18 protein-coding genes are annotated in these 16,920 nt (G+C 67.3%); 9 read left to right on the top strand and 9 right to left on the bottom strand.

The window, feature by feature from the left end:
* Positions 1-14: 14 nt before the first annotated feature.
* From rng to AC3ANW_RS07245, 9 genes are all read right to left on the bottom strand, one after another.
* On the bottom strand, positions 15-1,496 hold the full coding sequence (gene rng, locus AC3ANW_RS07285) for a ribonuclease G (protein WP_488344525.1): 1,482 nt from the start codon (positions 1,494-1,496) through the stop codon (positions 15-17).
* Positions 1,497-1,553: 57 nt separating this feature from the next.
* Positions 1,554-2,159, bottom strand: a complete 606-nt coding sequence (locus AC3ANW_RS07280) for a Maf family protein (protein WP_488344524.1) — start codon at positions 2,157-2,159, stop codon at positions 1,554-1,556.
* On the bottom strand, positions 2,056-2,439 hold the full coding sequence (locus AC3ANW_RS07275) for a hypothetical protein (RefSeq protein ID WP_488344523.1): 384 nt from the start codon (positions 2,437-2,439) through the stop codon (positions 2,056-2,058). The genes AC3ANW_RS07280 and AC3ANW_RS07275 overlap by 104 nt, the downstream gene beginning before the upstream one ends.
* A 105-nt stretch (positions 2,440-2,544) precedes the next feature.
* Positions 2,545-3,012 carry a 23S rRNA (pseudouridine(1915)-N(3))-methyltransferase RlmH gene (rlmH, locus tag AC3ANW_RS07270; protein WP_488344522.1) on the bottom strand — a complete coding sequence of 156 codons (468 nt, stop codon included), beginning with the start codon at positions 3,010-3,012 and terminating at the stop codon, positions 2,545-2,547.
* Between the two features lie 24 nt (positions 3,013-3,036).
* Positions 3,037-3,891: a ribosome silencing factor gene (gene rsfS, locus AC3ANW_RS07265; protein WP_488344521.1), complete on the bottom strand. Its 855-nt coding sequence runs from the start codon at positions 3,889-3,891 to the stop codon at positions 3,037-3,039.
* Positions 3,891-4,484: a nicotinate (nicotinamide) nucleotide adenylyltransferase gene (gene nadD, locus AC3ANW_RS07260; protein ID WP_488344520.1), complete on the bottom strand. Its 594-nt coding sequence runs from the start codon at positions 4,482-4,484 to the stop codon at positions 3,891-3,893. The genes rsfS and nadD overlap by 1 nt, the downstream gene beginning before the upstream one ends.
* A 17-nt stretch (positions 4,485-4,501) precedes the next feature.
* Positions 4,502-5,434 (bottom strand): oxygen-dependent coproporphyrinogen oxidase, encoded by a 933-nt coding sequence (gene hemF, locus AC3ANW_RS07255; protein WP_488344519.1) that lies wholly within the window; start codon positions 5,432-5,434, stop codon positions 4,502-4,504.
* Complete coding sequence (purD, locus tag AC3ANW_RS07250) at positions 5,431-6,711, bottom strand: phosphoribosylamine--glycine ligase (RefSeq protein WP_488344518.1); 1,281 nt, start codon at positions 6,709-6,711, stop codon at positions 5,431-5,433. The genes hemF and purD overlap by 4 nt, the downstream gene beginning before the upstream one ends.
* A gap of 8 nt (positions 6,712-6,719) precedes the next feature.
* Positions 6,720-7,445, bottom strand: a complete 726-nt coding sequence (locus AC3ANW_RS07245; protein WP_488344517.1) for a YebC/PmpR family DNA-binding transcriptional regulator — start codon at positions 7,443-7,445, stop codon at positions 6,720-6,722.
* Between the two features lie 139 nt (positions 7,446-7,584).
* On the opposite strand from AC3ANW_RS07245, the gene AC3ANW_RS07240 reads away from it, so the two are divergent.
* From AC3ANW_RS07240 to AC3ANW_RS07200, 9 genes are all read left to right on the top strand, one after another.
* Positions 7,585-9,132 (top strand): helicase HerA-like domain-containing protein, encoded by a 1,548-nt coding sequence (locus tag AC3ANW_RS07240; protein ID WP_488344516.1) that lies wholly within the window; start codon positions 7,585-7,587, stop codon positions 9,130-9,132.
* A gap of 70 nt (positions 9,133-9,202) precedes the next feature.
* Positions 9,203-10,522 carry a GTP cyclohydrolase II gene (locus tag AC3ANW_RS07235; protein ID WP_488344515.1) on the top strand — a complete coding sequence of 440 codons (1,320 nt, stop codon included), beginning with the start codon at positions 9,203-9,205 and terminating at the stop codon, positions 10,520-10,522.
* Complete coding sequence (locus AC3ANW_RS07230) at positions 10,519-11,775, top strand: URC4/urg3 family protein (RefSeq protein WP_488344514.1); 1,257 nt, start codon at positions 10,519-10,521, stop codon at positions 11,773-11,775. The genes AC3ANW_RS07235 and AC3ANW_RS07230 overlap by 4 nt, the downstream gene beginning before the upstream one ends.
* Positions 11,776-11,805: 30 nt before the next feature.
* Positions 11,806-12,435 (top strand): uracil phosphoribosyltransferase, encoded by a 630-nt coding sequence (upp, locus tag AC3ANW_RS07225; RefSeq protein WP_488344513.1) that lies wholly within the window; start codon positions 11,806-11,808, stop codon positions 12,433-12,435.
* Between the two features lie 71 nt (positions 12,436-12,506).
* A complete protein-coding gene (locus AC3ANW_RS07220; RefSeq protein ID WP_488344512.1) occupies positions 12,507-13,508 on the top strand; it encodes a BMP family protein in 1,002 nt (333 codons plus the stop codon).
* Positions 13,508-14,083, top strand: a complete 576-nt coding sequence (locus AC3ANW_RS07215) for a hypothetical protein (RefSeq protein WP_488344511.1) — start codon at positions 13,508-13,510, stop codon at positions 14,081-14,083. Before AC3ANW_RS07220 ends, AC3ANW_RS07215 begins: the two co-directional genes overlap by 1 nt.
* Positions 14,029-14,262, top strand: a complete 234-nt coding sequence (locus AC3ANW_RS07210) for a phosphorylase family protein (protein WP_488344510.1) — start codon at positions 14,029-14,031, stop codon at positions 14,260-14,262. The genes AC3ANW_RS07215 and AC3ANW_RS07210 overlap by 55 nt, the downstream gene beginning before the upstream one ends.
* Before the next feature lie 15 nt (positions 14,263-14,277).
* Positions 14,278-15,852: an ABC transporter ATP-binding protein gene (locus AC3ANW_RS07205; protein WP_488344509.1), complete on the top strand. Its 1,575-nt coding sequence runs from the start codon at positions 14,278-14,280 to the stop codon at positions 15,850-15,852.
* Positions 15,849-16,919, top strand: coding sequence for an ABC transporter permease (locus tag AC3ANW_RS07200; RefSeq protein ID WP_488344508.1), 1,071 nt, complete (start codon positions 15,849-15,851; stop codon positions 16,917-16,919). The genes AC3ANW_RS07205 and AC3ANW_RS07200 overlap by 4 nt, the downstream gene beginning before the upstream one ends.
* The last annotated feature ends 1 nt before the right edge of the window (position 16,920 follow it).

Raw genomic sequence — 16,920 nt, 5'->3', positions numbered from 1 at the left:
CACCTGACTTCCGGCTAAATCAACACGATGTCGTAGTCTTCGGGCCCCATCGCCACCTCGGCCTGCAGCGAAATCGGCTTGCCGATGAAGTCGGAAAGCCCGGCCAGATGCTGACTTTCGTCGTCAAGGAACAGTTCGACCACCCTGGCCGACGCCACCACACGGAATTCACGCGGATTGAACTGCCGGGCCTCGCGCAATATCTCGCGCAGGATGTCGTAGGTGACGGTGCGCGGAGTCTTCACCGCACCGCGCGCCTGGCAGCAGGGGCAGGGTTCGCACAGCATGTGGGCCAGCGATTCGCGGGTCCGTTTGCGGGTCATCTCCACCAGGCCCAGCGGAGAGAAGCTGCCCGCCGATGTCTTCACGCGGTCACGCCCCAGCTGCTTGCGGAATTCGGCCAGCACCGCCGTCTGGTGGTCTTCGCGCAGCATGTCGATGAAATCGACGATGACGATGCCGCCCAGGTTGCGCAGCCGCAGCTGCCGGGCAATGGCCTGCGCGGCTTCGAGATTGGTCTTGAAGATGGTGTCGTCGAAATTGCGTGCGCCGACATAACCGCCGGTATTGACGTCGATGGTGGTCAGCGCCTCGGTCTGGTCGACGATGAGATAACCGCCCGATTTCAGGTCAACCCGCCGACCCAGCGCCCGGGCGATCTCTTCATCGATTGCGTACAGGTCGAAGATCGGCCGTTCGCCCTGGTAACGCTGCAGCTTGGGCACTGCCGCGGGCATGAATTCCTCGCCGAATGCGGCCAGCTTCTGGAACTGCTCGCCGGAATCGATGCGGATGCTCTGGGTTTCTTCGCCCGCCAGGTCTCGCAGCACCCGCTGCAGCAGGTTCAGGTCCTGGTGCAGCAGCGACTTGGGTGGCTGCTGCAGGGCGGCACTGCGGATACGAGCCCAGGTCTTGCGCAGGTAGGCGATATCGTCGGCCAGTTCGTTGTCGCTGGCGTCCTCTCCGTTGGTGCGCAGGATGAAACCGCCGCCGCCACCGGTGGCCCGCTCGCCGATCAGCGCCTGCAGCCGGTTGCGCAGAGCGTCGCGCTGGTCGGGCGGGATCTTCTGCGAAACCCCCACATGGTCGTCCTGCGGCAGATACACCAGCAGTCGCCCGGCGATGCTGACCTGGGTCGACAGCCGCGCGCCCTTGGTGCCGATGGCGTCCTTGATGACCTGCACCATCAGCGCCTGGCCCTCGAACACCTGGCGTTCGATGGGCACCAGCGGCTGCGCCTGCCGATGCGGCACCTCGCCGTCGCCGTGGGCATGCCAGACATCGGCCACATGCAGGAAGGCCGCGCGTTCCAGGCCGATGTCGATGAATGCGGATTGCATGCCGGGCAACACCCGCGACACCTTGCCGAGGTAGATATTGCCGACCAGGCCGCGTTCCAGCGTGCGCTCGACATGGATCTCCTGCACCGCTCCGTGTTCCACCACTGCGACACGAGTCTCTTGTGGCGACCAGTTGATCAGGATGTCTTGCTGCATTGTTTTGTTCTCATGGACCCGGGGTGACTTTTGATGATGCCAGACCACCGTTCCGTTTCAGACCACAAAACCGCAATGTCCCAGGAGCTGGGCGGCCTCGAACAGCGGCAGGCCCATGATGCCGGTGTAACTGCCCGATATCTGCCGGATGTGTGCCGCCGCCGCGCCCTGGATACCGTAGGCACCGGCCTTGCCGAGCGGTTCGCCGCTGTCGACATAGCGCTGGATCTGCGCCGTGGTCATGGGGGCGAAGCTGACCCGCGATTCGCTGACCGCAGACCAGCGGTTCCTGCCCGACTGCACCGCCACCGCGGTCAGTACGCGGTGGGTGCTGCCGGCGAGGTCCGCCAGCATGCGGGCGGCATCGGCGGCGTCCGCGGGTTTGCCGTAAATATCGCGGCCAAGCGCCACCGTGGTGTCGGCGCAGAGGATGGGCGCATCGGGCAGGCGGCGGCGCGCAAGTCGTGCGACCGAGGCATCCAGCTTCAGCGCGGTGACCCGCTGCACATAAGCGCGCGGCGCTTCGCCGGGGCGAACCGCCTCCAGCGATTCGGCGTCTTCATCGGCGTCGGCGACGAGGATGCGATGGACGACGCCCAGTTGGTCGAGCAACTGGCTGCGGCGCGGGCTTTGCGATGCGAGATAGAGGAATTCCGGTTTCATGGTGGCCGATGCTAACGGGCGAATCCTCCAGCACCCGGCGGGCGTCCGTCATGATGTCCACCAGCCGTGCGCCCCATGCGCGGGCCAGCACCCGATCGGTTTCCGGGGCGCGTGCCGCGGCCTCCTGTGCGGCCGTCATGTGGCCGGCCCATTGCTCCAGCACGAGGAGCATGTCGCAGGCAGATTCGTCCTGGACTGCGACCAGGCGTGCGTAGGTTTCACGAAATGCGGCGAATCGTGCTGTCAGTTGGGCCAATTCGCCCGGTGGTTGGCTGTTCATCTGGCGGGCTCCATGGTTCGGGGTGAACGATGGTTGCCAGTGGCATCGGCGCGCGGGCAGAAAACCCGCAACGCCGGCAACGCAGCCGAAACCTGTCGGTGCCGCCTATTCGCGGTGGTAAGGATGGCCGGCGTTGACCGACCAGGCACGGTACAACTGCTCGATCAGCAGCACCCGTGCGAATGCGTGCGGCAAGGTCATGTCGGACAGCCGGATGCGTTCATGCGCAGCGGAACGAAAAGCGGGTTCCAGCCCGTCCGGCCCGCCGATGACCAGCGCCACGTCGTCGCCCTCGAGCTGCCACGCGCTCAAGCGGGCGGCCAGGGCGTTGGTGGTCAACGATGTGCCGCGCTCGTCGAGCACTACGATGCGGGTGCCGCGCGGGATCACCGCCTCGATGCGGGCGCGCTCGGCCTGGTAAAGGGTTTCGAGCGTTTTCGACCCGCGGGGTTCGGTCTTCACCGCCTTCAGGTCGACCTTGAGTTCCGGCGGGAAACGTTTGGCGTAGTCGTCGTAAGCCGTCTGTGCCCAGCCCGGAACCCGCTGGCCGACGGCCACGATGGACAGTTTCACTGCCGCCGATCGGTCAGCCGACGCTCAACGCGAGCTCTTGCGGGCCGGCGCCTTGCGCGCTGGCGCCCGGCTATCGGCGGGCTTTCCGGCTGCGGCCACGGTCTTCTTGGCCGGCGCGCCGACGACGACGGTCTTGATACGCGGCTTGGCGGCCGGCGTCTTGGTTGCCGCGGTCTTGACGGCCGCGGTCTCCACCTGTGCCGACTTGGCGGCGACCTTCCTGGCGGCGACCTTCTTTGCCGGAGCGGCCGATGCGCCAGCCGCGGCCTTCGCCGGAGTTCGGGTACGGCCGGGCATGCGTGCCGGAACTTCCGAGGCTTGCTCGGCTTCGGCCTTCTTGGCGCGCCGGGCAGGGCCCGCGGCGGCAGCGGCCTTGGCGGAACCGGGTTTCACGTCGTCGGTCGCCTTCTTGGCGGCAGCCTTGCGAACCTTGGGCTGTGCGGCCAGCGCTTCTGCAAGGGCTTCCTTGGCGGCCTTGGCGGCGTCGGCCGACTTGCCTGACGGACCCTTCAGGCGCACCGGCGTGTCACCCCACAGTTCTTCGAGGTGGTAGTACTGGCGGATGGCGGGCTGCATGACATGCACGACACAAGCGCCGCAGTCCACGATGATCCACTCGCCGTTGTCTTCACCTTCCATGCGTGGCTTGTCGAAGCCGGCCTCGCGCACGGCGTCTCGCACGCTGGTGGCCAGCGCCTTGGTCTGGCGGTTGGACGTGCCCGATGCGATGACGACCCGCTCGAACAGCGGCGACAGGTGCTCGGTATTGAACACCCGGATGTCCTGCGCCTTGACGTCCTCCAGGCCATCAACGATGGCGCGTTGGAGTTTCTGAACGTCTTTCTTGGCGGCGGTTTCCGTTTTGGGAGTGGTGGTCATCAGGCAGTTCGGTAGAGGTGGTGTTGGTCAATATATCGCGCCACGCCTGGTGGAACCAGGGGGTGCAGGTCTTCGCCGCGCGCGGCGCGGTCACGAATGTCGGTGGCGCTGGTGTCCACGGCGGGCATGTCGATCCAGCACCAACGGGCGCCGGGTTCGTCGCGCCAGGGCGGGCCGGCGTCGTCGACGCCGGCTCCCGGCCGCCGTGCGATGGCGATGGTCGCGCCGTCCAGCAACTCCCGCCAGCCATGCCAGCCGAGGAGCGAGGCGGCCTGGTCGCCGCCCAGAATCAGGAAGAATTCAGCCGCCGGCATTTCGAGGCGCAGCGACTGCAGGGTGTCGGTGGTGTAGCTGGGGCCGCTGCGGCGCATCTCGCGGTCGTCGACCAGAGCCCCCGAAACACCGTCGAAAGCCGCATGGGCCATCGCCAGGCGGTCAGCCGCGGGCGAAAGCGGCCGCACCTTGTGCCAGGCCGATCCGGTCGGCAGCACCTGCAGTCGGTCGAGATGCAACTGGGCCACGGCTGCGCCGGCCAGCGCCACATGGGCGTGGTGCGGAGGGTCGAAGGCGCCGCCGAAGATGCCGATTCGCATCGGATGGTCTAGATGTTTCAGAGCCAGTCCCGTGGCGGCAGAAAACGCTCGGTCAGCGCGGCTTCGGGCGAACCCGGTTCCGGCTGGTGTTGATAACGCCAGGCGGCCATCGGCGGCATGGACAGCAGGATGGACTCGGTGCGCCCGCCCGATTGCAGGCCGAAGTGGGTGCCGCGGTCCCACACAAGGTTGAACTCGACGTAACGGCCGCGGCGATAAGCCTGGAAGTCGCGCTCGCGTTCGCCATAAGGCAAATGGTTGCGGCGCGCAACGATGGGCAGGTACGCGCCCAGGAAGGCGTCGCCCACCGACCGCACCATCGCCATGTCGCGGCCGGCGCCGAGCTCGGCGAAGTCGTCGAAGAAAATGCCGCCCACGCCACGGGCCTCGTTGCGGTGGCGCAGCACGAAGTAACGGTCGCACCATTCCTTGAAACGCGGGTACTTGTCGTCGCCGAAGGGTGCCAGCGCATTGCGGCAGACGGTGTGGAAGTGCACCGCGTCTTCTTCGAAGCCGTAGACCGGCGTCAGGTCCATGCCGCCGCCGAACCAGTGCATCGGCTCCTGGCCCGGATGACCGGCCGAAATCATGCGCACGTTCATGTGCACCGTCGGCACCATCGGATTGCGCGGATGGAACACCAGCGACAGGCCCATGGCCTCGAAAGGCGCGCCGGCCAGTTGCGGCCGGTGTTCGGTGGCGGACGGCGGCAACTGCGGTCCGCTGACGTGCGAAAAACCGCAGCCGGCGCGCTCGAACACCGCGCCTCCCTCGACGATGCGGGTGATGCCTTCGCCCTGCAGTTTTTCACCGGCCGGCTTGGTCCAGGGATCGGTGACGAACGCGGCGGTGCCGCCGGCCGCCGCCTCGATGGCTTCGAGGGCCGAGACGATCCGCTGCTGCAGTCCGGTGAGGTAGCCGCGCATGTCGCCGGCCGCGGATTCCGTCATCCCTTGACGGCTCGGTAACCGATGTCGCGGCGGTACTGCGCACCGTCGAAATGGATGCCGCGCGCCACGTCGTAGACCTTCTGCTGCGCCTGCTTCACGCTGTCGGCCAGCGCGGTGACACACAGTACCCGGCCGCCGCTGGTCAGCACGACGCCGTCTTTCAGCACCGTGCCGGCGTGGAACACCATGGCGTCTTCGCTATCGGCGGGCAGGCCCTGGATGGCATCGCCCTTGCGCGGGTCGAGCGGGTAGCCGTGCGCGGCCATGACCACACCCAGCGCCACACGACGGTCCCATTGCAGTTCGACCTGGTCAAGTCGCCCTTCGGCACCGGCCAGCAGAACGTCGGAAAGATCGCTCTTCAGCCGCATCATGATGGGCTGGGTTTCCGGGTCGCCCATGCGGCAGTTGAACTCCAGCGTCTTCAGGCGGCCGGCCGCGTCGATCATCAGGCCGGCATACAGGAAGCCGGTGTACGAGATGCCGTCCTTTTCCATGCCGCGGATGGTCGGCATGATGATTTCGCGCATGGCGCGGGCGTGCACGTCGGCGGTGACCACCGGCGCAGGCGAATACGCACCCATGCCTCCGGTGTTCGGACCGGCATCGCCGTCGAGCAGGCGCTTGTGGTCCTGGCTGGTGGCCAGCGCGACCACGTTCTTGCCGTCGCACAGCACGATGAAACTGGCTTCCTCGCCGGTCAGGAATTCCTCGATGACGACCCGTGCGCCGCCGTCGTTGTGCGAAACGCCGAACTTGTTGTCGACCAGCATGAAGTCGATGGCTTCGTGTGCCTCCTGCAGGTTCATGGCGACGACCACACCCTTGCCGGCAGCCAGGCCGTCGGCCTTGATGACGATGGGCGCACCCTTGGCGTCCACATAGGCATGAGCGGCGGCGGCGTCTGTGAAGGCCTCGTATTCGGCAGTGGGAATGCCGTGGCGCTGCATGAAGGCCTTGCTGAAGGCCTTCGAGCTTTCGAGCTGGGCCGCTGCCTTCGTCGGGCCGAACACCTTCATGCCGTGGGCGCGGAATTCGTCGACCACACCGGCTGCCAGCGGTGCCTCGGGGCCGACCACGGTCAGGCCGATCTTCTCGGCCTGCGCCCACTCGCGCAGCGCAACGACGTCGGTGACGGCGATGTTTTCGAAAGTCGAATCGCGTGCCGTGCCGCCGTTGCCGGGAGCGACGAACACCTTCTGCACCTTGGGCGATTGCGAGAGTTTCCAGGCCAGCGCGTGTTCACGTCCGCCGCCACCAATGACCAATACCTTCATGCCGACCCTCACTCGGACAACGCCGCGTTGTGAAACACTTCCTGGACATCGTCCAGGTCTTCGAGCACGTCGAGCAGCTTCTGCATCTTCGCGGCGTCTTCGCCGGCGAGGTCGATCGTGTTTTCCGCCCGCATCGTGACTTCGGCGATCTCGGGAACGAAACCCGCCGCGGCCAATGCGTCGCGCACTTTTTCCAGGTCGAACGGCGCGGTCAGCACCTCGATGGCGCCGTCGTCGCCGGTGATCACGTCTTCGGCACCGGCCTCGAGGGCGGCTTCCATCAGCTTGTCCTCGTCGGTGCCGGGAGCGAACAGCATCTGACCCTGATGCTTGAACTGGAAGGCAACCGAGTTTTCGGTGCCCATGTTGCCGCCGTACTTGCTGAACGCGTGGCGCACGTCGGCCACGGTGCGCACCCGGTTGTCGGTCATCGTGTCGACGATGATCGCCGCGCCGCCGATGCCGTAGCCCTCGTAGCGAATCTCTTCGTAGTGGACGCCTTCGAGGTTGCCGGTGGCCTTGTCGATATTGCGTTTGATGGTGTCGGCGGGCATGTTGGCCGCCTTGGCTTTTTCGACGGCCAGCCGCAGGCGCGGGTTGATGCCCAGGTCGCCGCCGCCGGCCCGTGCCGCCACCATGATTTCACGGATGGCGCGCGTCCAGATACGGCCGCGCTTGTCGTCCTGGCGGCCTTTACGGTGCTGAATGTTGGCCCATTTGCTGTGTCCAGCCATACTCTGTTCGCCTCGATTCGCTGATTTCTCTTCGGTCATGCCCGATGCAGGCAACCGGCGATTTTAGCGGTGACAGCGTGGCGGCGACGATACACTGGACCGATACCGTCCAGAAGGCCCTCGCCGGGGCCCGAAAAGCATGATCGCCGAGCTGCCCATCGCCCGAAATTCCCATGCCACGCTGGCGCTGTTGCCCGCCCTGGCCAACCGCCACGGACTCATTACCGGCGCGACCGGCACCGGCAAGACAGTCACCCTGCAAAGCCTGGCGCAAGGTTTCTCCCGGATCGGCGTACCGGTCTTCATGGCCGACGTGAAAGGCGACCTGGCCGGCATCTCGCAGCCCGGCAGCACCAGCCCGAAGATGGCCGCCACGCTGGCCGAACGCGGCATCGACCCGCCCTCGCCCGCCTCCTGCCCCACCGTGTTCTGGGATGTCTTCGGCAACCAGGGCCATCCGGTACGGGCCACGATTTCCGACATGGGCCCCCTGCTGCTCGGCCGCATGCTGGGCCTGAACGACACACAGTCCGGTGTGCTCGACATCGTCTTCAAGGTGGCCGACGACCGCGGCCTCCTGCTGCTCGACCTGAAGGACCTGCGCGCGCTGCTGCAGCATGTCGGCGAAAACGCCGCCGAGTTCCGCACCGCGTACGGCAACGTCAGCCCGGCCAGCGTGGGCGCCATCCAGCGAGGCCTGCTGCAGATCGAGGCGCAAGGCGGCAACCAGTTCTTCGGCGAACCCATGCTCGCAATCGACGACCTGCTGCAGACCGACCCGGCCACCGGCAAGGGCATCATCAACCTGCTGGCCGCCGACAAGCTGCTGCAATCGCCGCGGCTCTACGCCACCTTTCTGCTGTGGCTGCTGTCGGAGCTGTTCGAACACCTGCCCGAAATCGGCGACCCCGAAAAACCCAAACTCGTCTTCTTCTTCGACGAAGCCCACCTGCTGTTCGACGAAGCGCCACCGGCACTGGTCAGCCGCATCGAACTGGTGGTGCGGCTGGTGCGGTCCAAGGGCGTCGGCATTTATTTCGTCACCCAGAACCCGCTCGACATACCCGACAGCGTGCTGGCCCAACTTGGCAACCGCATTCAGCATGCGCTGCGGGCCTTCACGCCGCGCGACCAGAAGGCCGTGCGGGCGGTGGCCGAGACCATGCGGCCCAACCCCGGCCTGGACGTGATGGCCGCCATCGGCGAACTGGCCACCGGCGAGGCTCTTTTCAGCCTGCTGGATGAAAAGGGCCGGCCCTCGCCGACCGAACGTGCGTTCGTGATTCCGCCGGCCAGCCGTATCGGCCCGGTGACGCCGGCCGAGCGGGCCGGAACCATGAAGGATTCGCCGGTCGCCGGAGCGTATGAAACGACGGTCGATCGCGAGTCCGCCTACGAGGTGCTGCGCGGCCGGGCGGCGGCCACGGCCCCCGGCGCGCCGACCATGCCGACCACGCCGAGCGCGACACCGGGCACCACGGCGCCCAAGGCGCCGTCCGGTTCCGGCGGCGGCATGCTCGACAGCCTCAACGATCTGGTCTTCGGCCATACCGGCCCGCGCGGAGGCCAGCACGACGGCTTGGCGCAGACGGCGGCGCGGGCCGCCATCCGCACGATCGGCACCAGTGTCGGACGCGAAATCGTGCGAGGCGTGCTGGGAAGCCTGTTTGGCGGAAAGAAGCGCTGAACCGAAGACCGCGGACCATTGTCAGCCGCCATGCCCAGGGCTACATTGGACTTTTGAAGAGGACGTTTCCATGCCCGAAACCTCTGTCATCACACCAACGCCGGAGCATCCCGCCGATGTGCCCGCGGCCCTTCCCACCCAGGCGCCCATCCCGCCGTCCAGGCACATCCGGCTGACCTCGCACAGCGGCGGTTTCGGCGCCCTGCCGGTGCACTGGGGCGCGGCCACCGCTGCCGAACGCGGACCGGTGGTGGCGACCACCACCAACCGGGCGCACCGCAACGTCATCGGCACCCATAGCGGCTCATACAGCGTGTACCGCGCACTGGCTGTGGCGTCGGGGGCGCTTTCATCGAAGCACCGCGCCGACCTCACCAACACCATGCCGACCGACCGCATCGGCCCCTACCCGCAGTGGGGCGAGCCGGGCAGGATCGTGTCGATGGACCCCTGGGGCGCGGTGGTGGCCGAGGCCTATGCCACCGAACTGGCGGCCGGATACGACATCCGGCCGACCGTGGCCGTGACCAAGGCGCACGTCATCTTGCCGGAGGTGCTGGAAGCGCTGATCTCCGGCAGACTCAAGGCCGACGGCAAGTTCCTCACCGCGCAGGGCGCCGCCCTGGTCACCAAGGTGGCGGTCGAACCGGTGTGGTTCCTCCCGGAGATCGCCCGGCGTTTCGGCTGCAGCGAAACCGACCTGCGCCGTACCCTGTTCGAAGAAACCGGCGGCATGTACCCCGAGCTGGTCACCCGCTCCGACCTGGAAGTGTTTCTGCCGCCCATCGGCGGGCAGACGCTCTATATCTTCGGCAATGCCGCCGACCTGGCCGACCCGCGAATCGAGCTGACCGCGCGGGTGCATGACGAATGCAACGGATCCGACGTGTTCGGCTCCGACATCTGCACCTGCCGGCCTTACCTCACCCACGCGATCGAAGAATGCATCCAGGGCGCGCAGCGCGGTGGCGTCGGACTGGTGGCCTATTCACGCAAGGAAGGCCGGGCGCTGGGCGAGGTCACCAAGTTCCTGGTCTACAACGCCCGCAAACGGCAGGTTGGCGGCGACACCGCCGGCCAGTATTTCGCCCGGACCGAATGCGTGGCCGGCGTGCAGGACATGCGTTTCCAGGAACTGATGCCCGACGTGCTGCACTGGCTGGGCATCACCCGCATCCACCGGCTGGTGTCGATGAGCAACATGAAATACGACGCCATCACCAACGCCGGCATCCGGGTCGACGCCCGCATCAACCTGCCGGACGAACTCATCCCCGCCGATGCCCGGGTGGAAATGGACGCCAAGATGGCCGCCGGATACTTCACGCCCGGTGCGGTGCCCGACGCCGAAGAACTGAAAAAAGCCAAGGGACGGGGGCTCGACACATGAGTACGGAAGACAAGGCACACGCAGTACGGCTGCTGCGTTCCACCACCGAGATCCGCCGCCGTGCACAGCTTCTGCTGGCCCGGGCCCGGGCCGGTGAATCGGCATTTTTCACGGTGGACGGCAGCGCGCTGGAAGACGCCGCCGACCTGGTGGCCGCACTTACCCGGGACCGCTATCCGGCTTACGCCCGCGGAGGTGTTCCGTTCCACAGCCGCTGGCGCCATTTCTCGGCCGGCGGCGTCGACCGTGCGGCGCAACTCGACACCTTGCTCGGCCCGGTCGACAAGGCAGGCCGCGCCCGCGCGCAGATCGACCTGGCGCTGGTCAGCGTGCTGCTCGACGCCGGCTCGGGACCGGACTGGAGCTACACCGAGTCGGCCAGCGGCCAGCGATTCGTTCGCTCCGAAGGTCTGGGCGTAGCCAGTTACCACGCCTTTACCGCCGGGCTTTTCTCGAGCGATGCGGCTCACCCGCTGCAGGTGGACGCCGCCGGCCTGCGCGGCCTGGTCACCGAACACCTGGCGCAGGCTTTCCAGGTGGGGCCGACCAATCCGCTGGTCGGCATCGAGGGCCGCGCGATGCTGCTGCGACGCCTGGGCGAAACGCTGGCGGCCCGGCACGAAACCTTCGGCGATGCGGGCCGTCCGGCCGGCATCTTCGACCTGCTGACCGGCACCGAGCACCACGCCATTCCACCCACGGCCGAAGTCGGCGCGCACGATATCTTCTCGACCCTGCTCGACACGCTGTCGCCCATCTGGCCATCGGCCAACGCCATCGACGGCGAAGCACTGGGCGACTGCTGGCCGCTGCCAGCCGCCGCCGGACCCGGCTTGTCCGACGGCTGGATGCCCTTCCACAAACTCAGCCAGTGGCTCACCTATTCGCTGATCGAGCCCTTCCAGTGGGCCGGTGTGCCGGTGCGCGGCATCGATGCCCTGACCGGCCTGCCCGAATACCGCAACGGCGGCCTGATGCTGGACAGCGGCGCGCTGCAGTTGCGCCACCAGGCCGCGCCCCGCCTCAGCTACACCGCGGGTGATCCGCTCATCGTCGAATGGCGCGCACTGACGGTGGCCCTGCTCGACGAGCTGGCGCCGCTGGTGCGCAAGCGCCTGGGCACCACCGCCGAAACCATGCCGCTCGCCTGCGTGCTGGAAGGCGGCACCTGGGCCGCCGGCCGGGTTTTGGCACAGCAGTTGCGTGACGGAATGCCGCCCCTGAACATCATCAGCGACGGAACCGTCTTCTAGCATTTTCACGACTCCCTTCCCACAGAATCCATGTCCAAAGTCCATCTCCTAGACCATCCGCTCGTCCAGCACAAACTCACCCTGATGCGCCGCAAGGACGCGTCCACCAACAGCTTCCGCCGCCTGCTCAACGAAATGTCGTCGCTGATGGCCTACGAAGTGACCCGCGACATGGCGCTGCAGGACATCGACATCGAGACCCCGCTGGAGGCCACCACCGGCAAGGTGATCGACGGCAAGAAGCTGGTGTTCGTCTCCATCCTGCGCGCCGGCAACGGCATCCTGGACGGCATGCTGTCCGTGGTGCCCGGCGCCCGTGTCGGCCACATCGGCCTGTACCGCGACCCCAAGACGCTGACCGCCATCGAGTACTACTTCAAGATGCCCAGCGAAATGGAAGAGCGCGACATCGTGGTGGTCGATCCGATGCTGGCCACCGGCAACTCGGCCATCGCGGCGGTCGAGCGGCTGAAGGAACTCAAACCCAAGTCCATCAAGTTCGTCTGCCTGCTGACCTGCCCGGAAGGCGTAGCCGCGATGCAGGCAGCGCATCCGGACGTGGATATCTACACGACGGCCATCGACCGCGAACTCGACAGCCACGGCTACATCCGACCGGGCCTGGGCGATGCCGGCGACCGGATTTTCGGAACCAAGTGAACCCGGCCCAGGCAACGGGCCGCATTCTTGCTAGGTTTCCTTGAGACCCATTCGTCAACGAGGAGAGAACCTTGACCGCACGTCGTTCCCTGATCACCCTGTCGATGGCGCTGGCCGCCGCCGCACTGGCCGGTGCGTCCGGCCTGGCTTCTGCACAGGCCAGGCTGAAGGTGGCCGCCATCTACACGGTGCCCTACGAGCAGCAGTGGGTGAGCCGCATCCACAAGGCGCTGAAGGCGGCCGAGGCGCGTGGCGAAATCGAATACAAGTCCACCGAAAACGTCGGGAATGCCGACTACGAACGGGTGCTGCGTGAATACGCCACTGGCGGCAACCAACTGATCGTCGGCGAGGCCTTCGCCGTCGAAACCGCTGCGCGCAAGGTGGCCAAGGACTTCCCCAAGACGGCCTTCCTGATGGGCTCTTCCGGCAAGCCCCAGTCGCCCAACTTCTCGGTGTTCGACAACTACATCCAGGAGCCGGCCTACCTGACCGGCATGATTGCCGCGGGCATGTCGAAGACCCACAGGATCGGCATGGTGGGCGGCTTCCCGATTCCCGAGGTCAACCGCCTGATGAACGCCTTCATGGCTGGCGCACGCGAGGTCGATCCCAAGACCGTCTTCACCGTGAGTTTCATCAACAGCTGGTTCGACCCGCCGAAGGCCAAGGAAGCCACCTTCGCCATGATCGACGCGGGTTCGGACGTGCTTTATGCCGAGCGCTTCGGTGTTTCCGATGCCGCCAGGGAGCGCGGCAAGCTGGCCATCGGCAACGTGGTCGACACCCAGCCGCAATATCCCGATACGGTGGTGGCTTCGGCCCTGTGGGCGATGGAGCCTTCCATCGACGAGGCCATCGCCCGGGTCAAGGCCGGCAGGTTTCTCGCCGAAGACTACGGTTCCTGGTCGCTGATGAAAAACAAGGGTTCTTCGCTGGCGCCGCTGGGCACGTTCGAGAAGAAGGTGCCGGCCGACATCGCGGCCCGTGTCAAGGCGCGCGAGGCCGAGATCCTGTCGGGCAAGTTCACCGTGAAGGTGGACAACAACACACCGAAGTCTTCACCTAAGTGATGCGTTTCCGGGTGTCCGGGTTGCTGAAGGCCGGGCTTTGCGCGGCTGCTGCGCTGCTGTTGGGGGCCTGCGCAACGAAGGCGGTCCAGCCGGCCGCCGGCCGGCTGGACGACACGCCGCGCATCGCCGTGGTGTCCGCCTTCGAACCCGAACTGGTGCTGTTGCGCCAGCAGGTGGACCGGCCGCGCCGCTATTCGGTGCAAGGCGTCGGCCAATACCTCGAGGTGCTGGCGGCGCGCGAGACCTCGCCGGGCAATTTCAGCCCGCCGAGCCGCATGGGCGAGCTGCCCTTCCCGCCTTTCGGCATGTTCTATCCGCGGCCGGTGGATGTGCGCACCGCTGCCGACCCACGGCTACGCAAGCAGTTCTGGTTTCCGGTGGATGCCGGCATGCTGGCCGCCGCGCAGCGGTTGAAAGCGGATGGCGGCGTCACGCTGGCGTCCTGCGATCCGGCAGGCCGCTGCCTGCGCAGGCAGCCGCAGTTGACCCTCGGCGGGAACGGTGTTTCGGTGCGTCCTTCATGGACAACGCCGCGCTGCGCCAATACACATTCGCCACTTTCGGCGCGAACGTGATCGACATGGAAAGCGCCGCCACCGCCCAGGTCGCCACCAGCAACGGCGTGCCCTTCATCGTGTTCCGGTCGCTCAGCGACCTGGCCGGCGGCGGTGACGGCGAAAACGAGATGAAGCTGTTCCTGTCGCTGGCCGCCGAGAACTCGGCGCGGGTGCTGGTGGCTTTCCTGAACCGCTGAAAAACCTGAAAAAACATGGACGAAACCGTGCTGCAGCTGCGGGGCATCCACAAACGTTTCGGCCCGCTGGTCGCCAACGACGACATCTCGCTGGACCTGAAGGCCGGCGAAGTGCTGGCCCTGCTCGGCGAGAACGGCGCCGGCAAATCGACGCTGATGTCCATCCTGTTCGGCCACTACACCGCCGACAGCGGCAGCATCGAGGTGTTCGGCCGACCGCTGCCGCCGGGCCAGCCGCGCGCCGCACTGGCCGCCGGCATCGGAATGGTGCACCAGCATTTCGCGCTGGCGGACAACCTGAGCGTGCTGGACAACGTGATCCTGGGCACCGAGCCGCTATGGCGACCCTTCAGCCGGCGGTCCGCCGCGCGGCAGAAGCTGACGACCGTGGCCGACCGCTTCGGCCTGCCGGTGGATGCCGACGCCCGTGTCGGCAGCCTGTCGGTCGGCGAACGCCAACGGGTGGAAATCCTCAAGGCGCTGTACCGCGGCGCCCGCATCCTGATATTGGACGAGCCCACCGCAGTGCTGACGCCGCAGGAGAGCGAATCGCTTTTCGCCACGCTGGCGCTGCTGGTGGCGCAAGGACTTTCGGTGGTCTTCATCAGCCACAAGCTGGCAGAAGTGCTGCGAGTGGCGCACCGGTTGGTGGTCTTGCGCGGCGGCAGGGTGGTGGCGCAGGCGCCTGCTGCCGGCACCAGCGCGGCGCAGCTGGCCGACTGGATGGTGGGCAGGCCGGTGGCCATGCCCAGAAGGGCGTCGGCGGCCAAGACCGGCGACACCGTCTGCGCCTTGCGGGCTGCCGTATCGGAGGGCGGTCCGCGCGACCGGCTGAAGGGTGTCTCGCTGACGCTGGCGGCGGGTGAAATAGTGGCCATCGCAGGTGTGTCGGGCAACGGCCAGGCGGCCCTGGCAGAGGTTCTGTGCGGCACCCGCCGACTGGTCGGCGGAAGCGTCAGCCTGCTGGGCAAACCACTGCGCCGCGACCCGGCATCGCTGGTGCGCGCCGGCGTGGCGCGCATTCCGGAAGACCGCCATGGCGTGGGTTCGGTCGGCGACCTGCCGATTTGGGAAAACGCGGTGTCCGAACGCCTGCGCAATGCGGCTTTCTGCCATTGGGGCTGGGTGCGGCGCGGCGTGGCGCGACGACATGCGGCCGACATCTTGAAGGCTTTCGATGTGCGTGGCGGCGGGCTGGATGCGCCCGCCCGGTCCCTGTCCGGCGGCAATTTGCAAAAGCTGCTGCTGGGCCGGGCCCTGCTGACAGCGCCGGGCCAGCGGCAGGCCGTGCGCCTGCTGGTGGCGCACCAGCCGACCTGGGGCCTGGACATCGGCGCCGTGGCCGGCATCCGCACCGAAATCATCGCGGCGCGTATCGCCGGGGCCGCGGTACTGCTGATATCCGATGACCTGGACGAAGTGACGGCGCTGGGCGACCGCATCGCCGTGCTGCACGAGGGCCGGCTCACCGCCGCCCTTCCGGGCGCCGCCTGGACCCGCGAAGCCCTGGGCCTGGCCATGGCGGGTGCGGGCGATGCGCCCGATTCGATGGCGGCGCACACCACGACGGTGAAAGCCGAGGCCCCATGAGACTCGAACGCCGGGCCCGGTCGTCGCCGCTCGCTATCGCCGCCGCATCGCTGGGCGCGCTGATCTTCACCCTGCTGGTCAGCGCCCTGCTGGTGGTCGCAGCCGGCGCGCCGGTCGGCCGCACGTACGCGGCCCTGTTCGAAGGCGGTTTCGGCTCGACCTTCGCCTGGAGCGAAACCCTGACCCGCGCCACGCCACTGATCTTCACCGGGCTGGCAGCGGCCGTGGCCTTCCGTGCGCGGCTGTTCAACATCGGCGCCGAGGGCCAGCTTTATGCCGGCGCCCTGGCCGCCGTGGCGGTCGGCGGCCTGCACGACGGCGCCGGCTGGGACCTGCCGGTCTGGGCGCTGTCCGGTCTGATGTTCGCCGCCGCGGCGGTGGCCGGCGCGCTGCTGCTGCTGGGTCCGGCGCTGATGAAAAGCCGCCTGGGTGTGGACGAAGTGGTTACCACGCTGCTGCTGAACTTCATCGTCCTGCTGGCGGTGTCGGCCCTGCTCGACGGCCCCATGAAGGACCCGGCAGCGATGGGCTGGCCGCAGAGCGTCGCGTTGCAGGACGAACTTTCGCTCGACAAGCTGTGGCCGCAGACGCGGTTGCACAGCGGCCTGGTCGGCGCCTGCGCGCTGGCGGTGGTCCTGTGGGCGGTGCTGCAGCGGGCGCGGCTGGGCTTCGACATCCGTGCCGTCGGCGCCAACAGCCGCGCCGCCGCCTTTGCCGGCGTGCCCGTCACCCGCACGCTGGTGACCGTGGCGCTGATGTCGGGCGCGCTGGCCGGCCTGGGCGGCGCGGTCGAGGTGGCGGGCCGCACCGGTTACCTCACACTCGACATGTCGCCCGGTTATGGCTACAGCGGCATCGTCATCGCCATGCTGGCCGCGCTGCATCCGCTGGGCGTGGTGGCGGCGGCGATCTTCACCGCCGGTGTGCTGGTCGGTGCCGACAGCATGAGCCGCGCCGTGGGTGTACCCAGCGCCATCGCCGATGTCATCGTCGCCACCTCGCTGCTGGCGGTGCTGGTGGCTTCGCTGCTGGCGCAGTACCGGATTCGGGTCCGCTGGAAAGGCTGAA

The organism is Xylophilus sp. PBN-3R, assembly GCF_057747805.1.
This window is presented reverse-complemented; position numbering and strand designations above follow the sequence as displayed.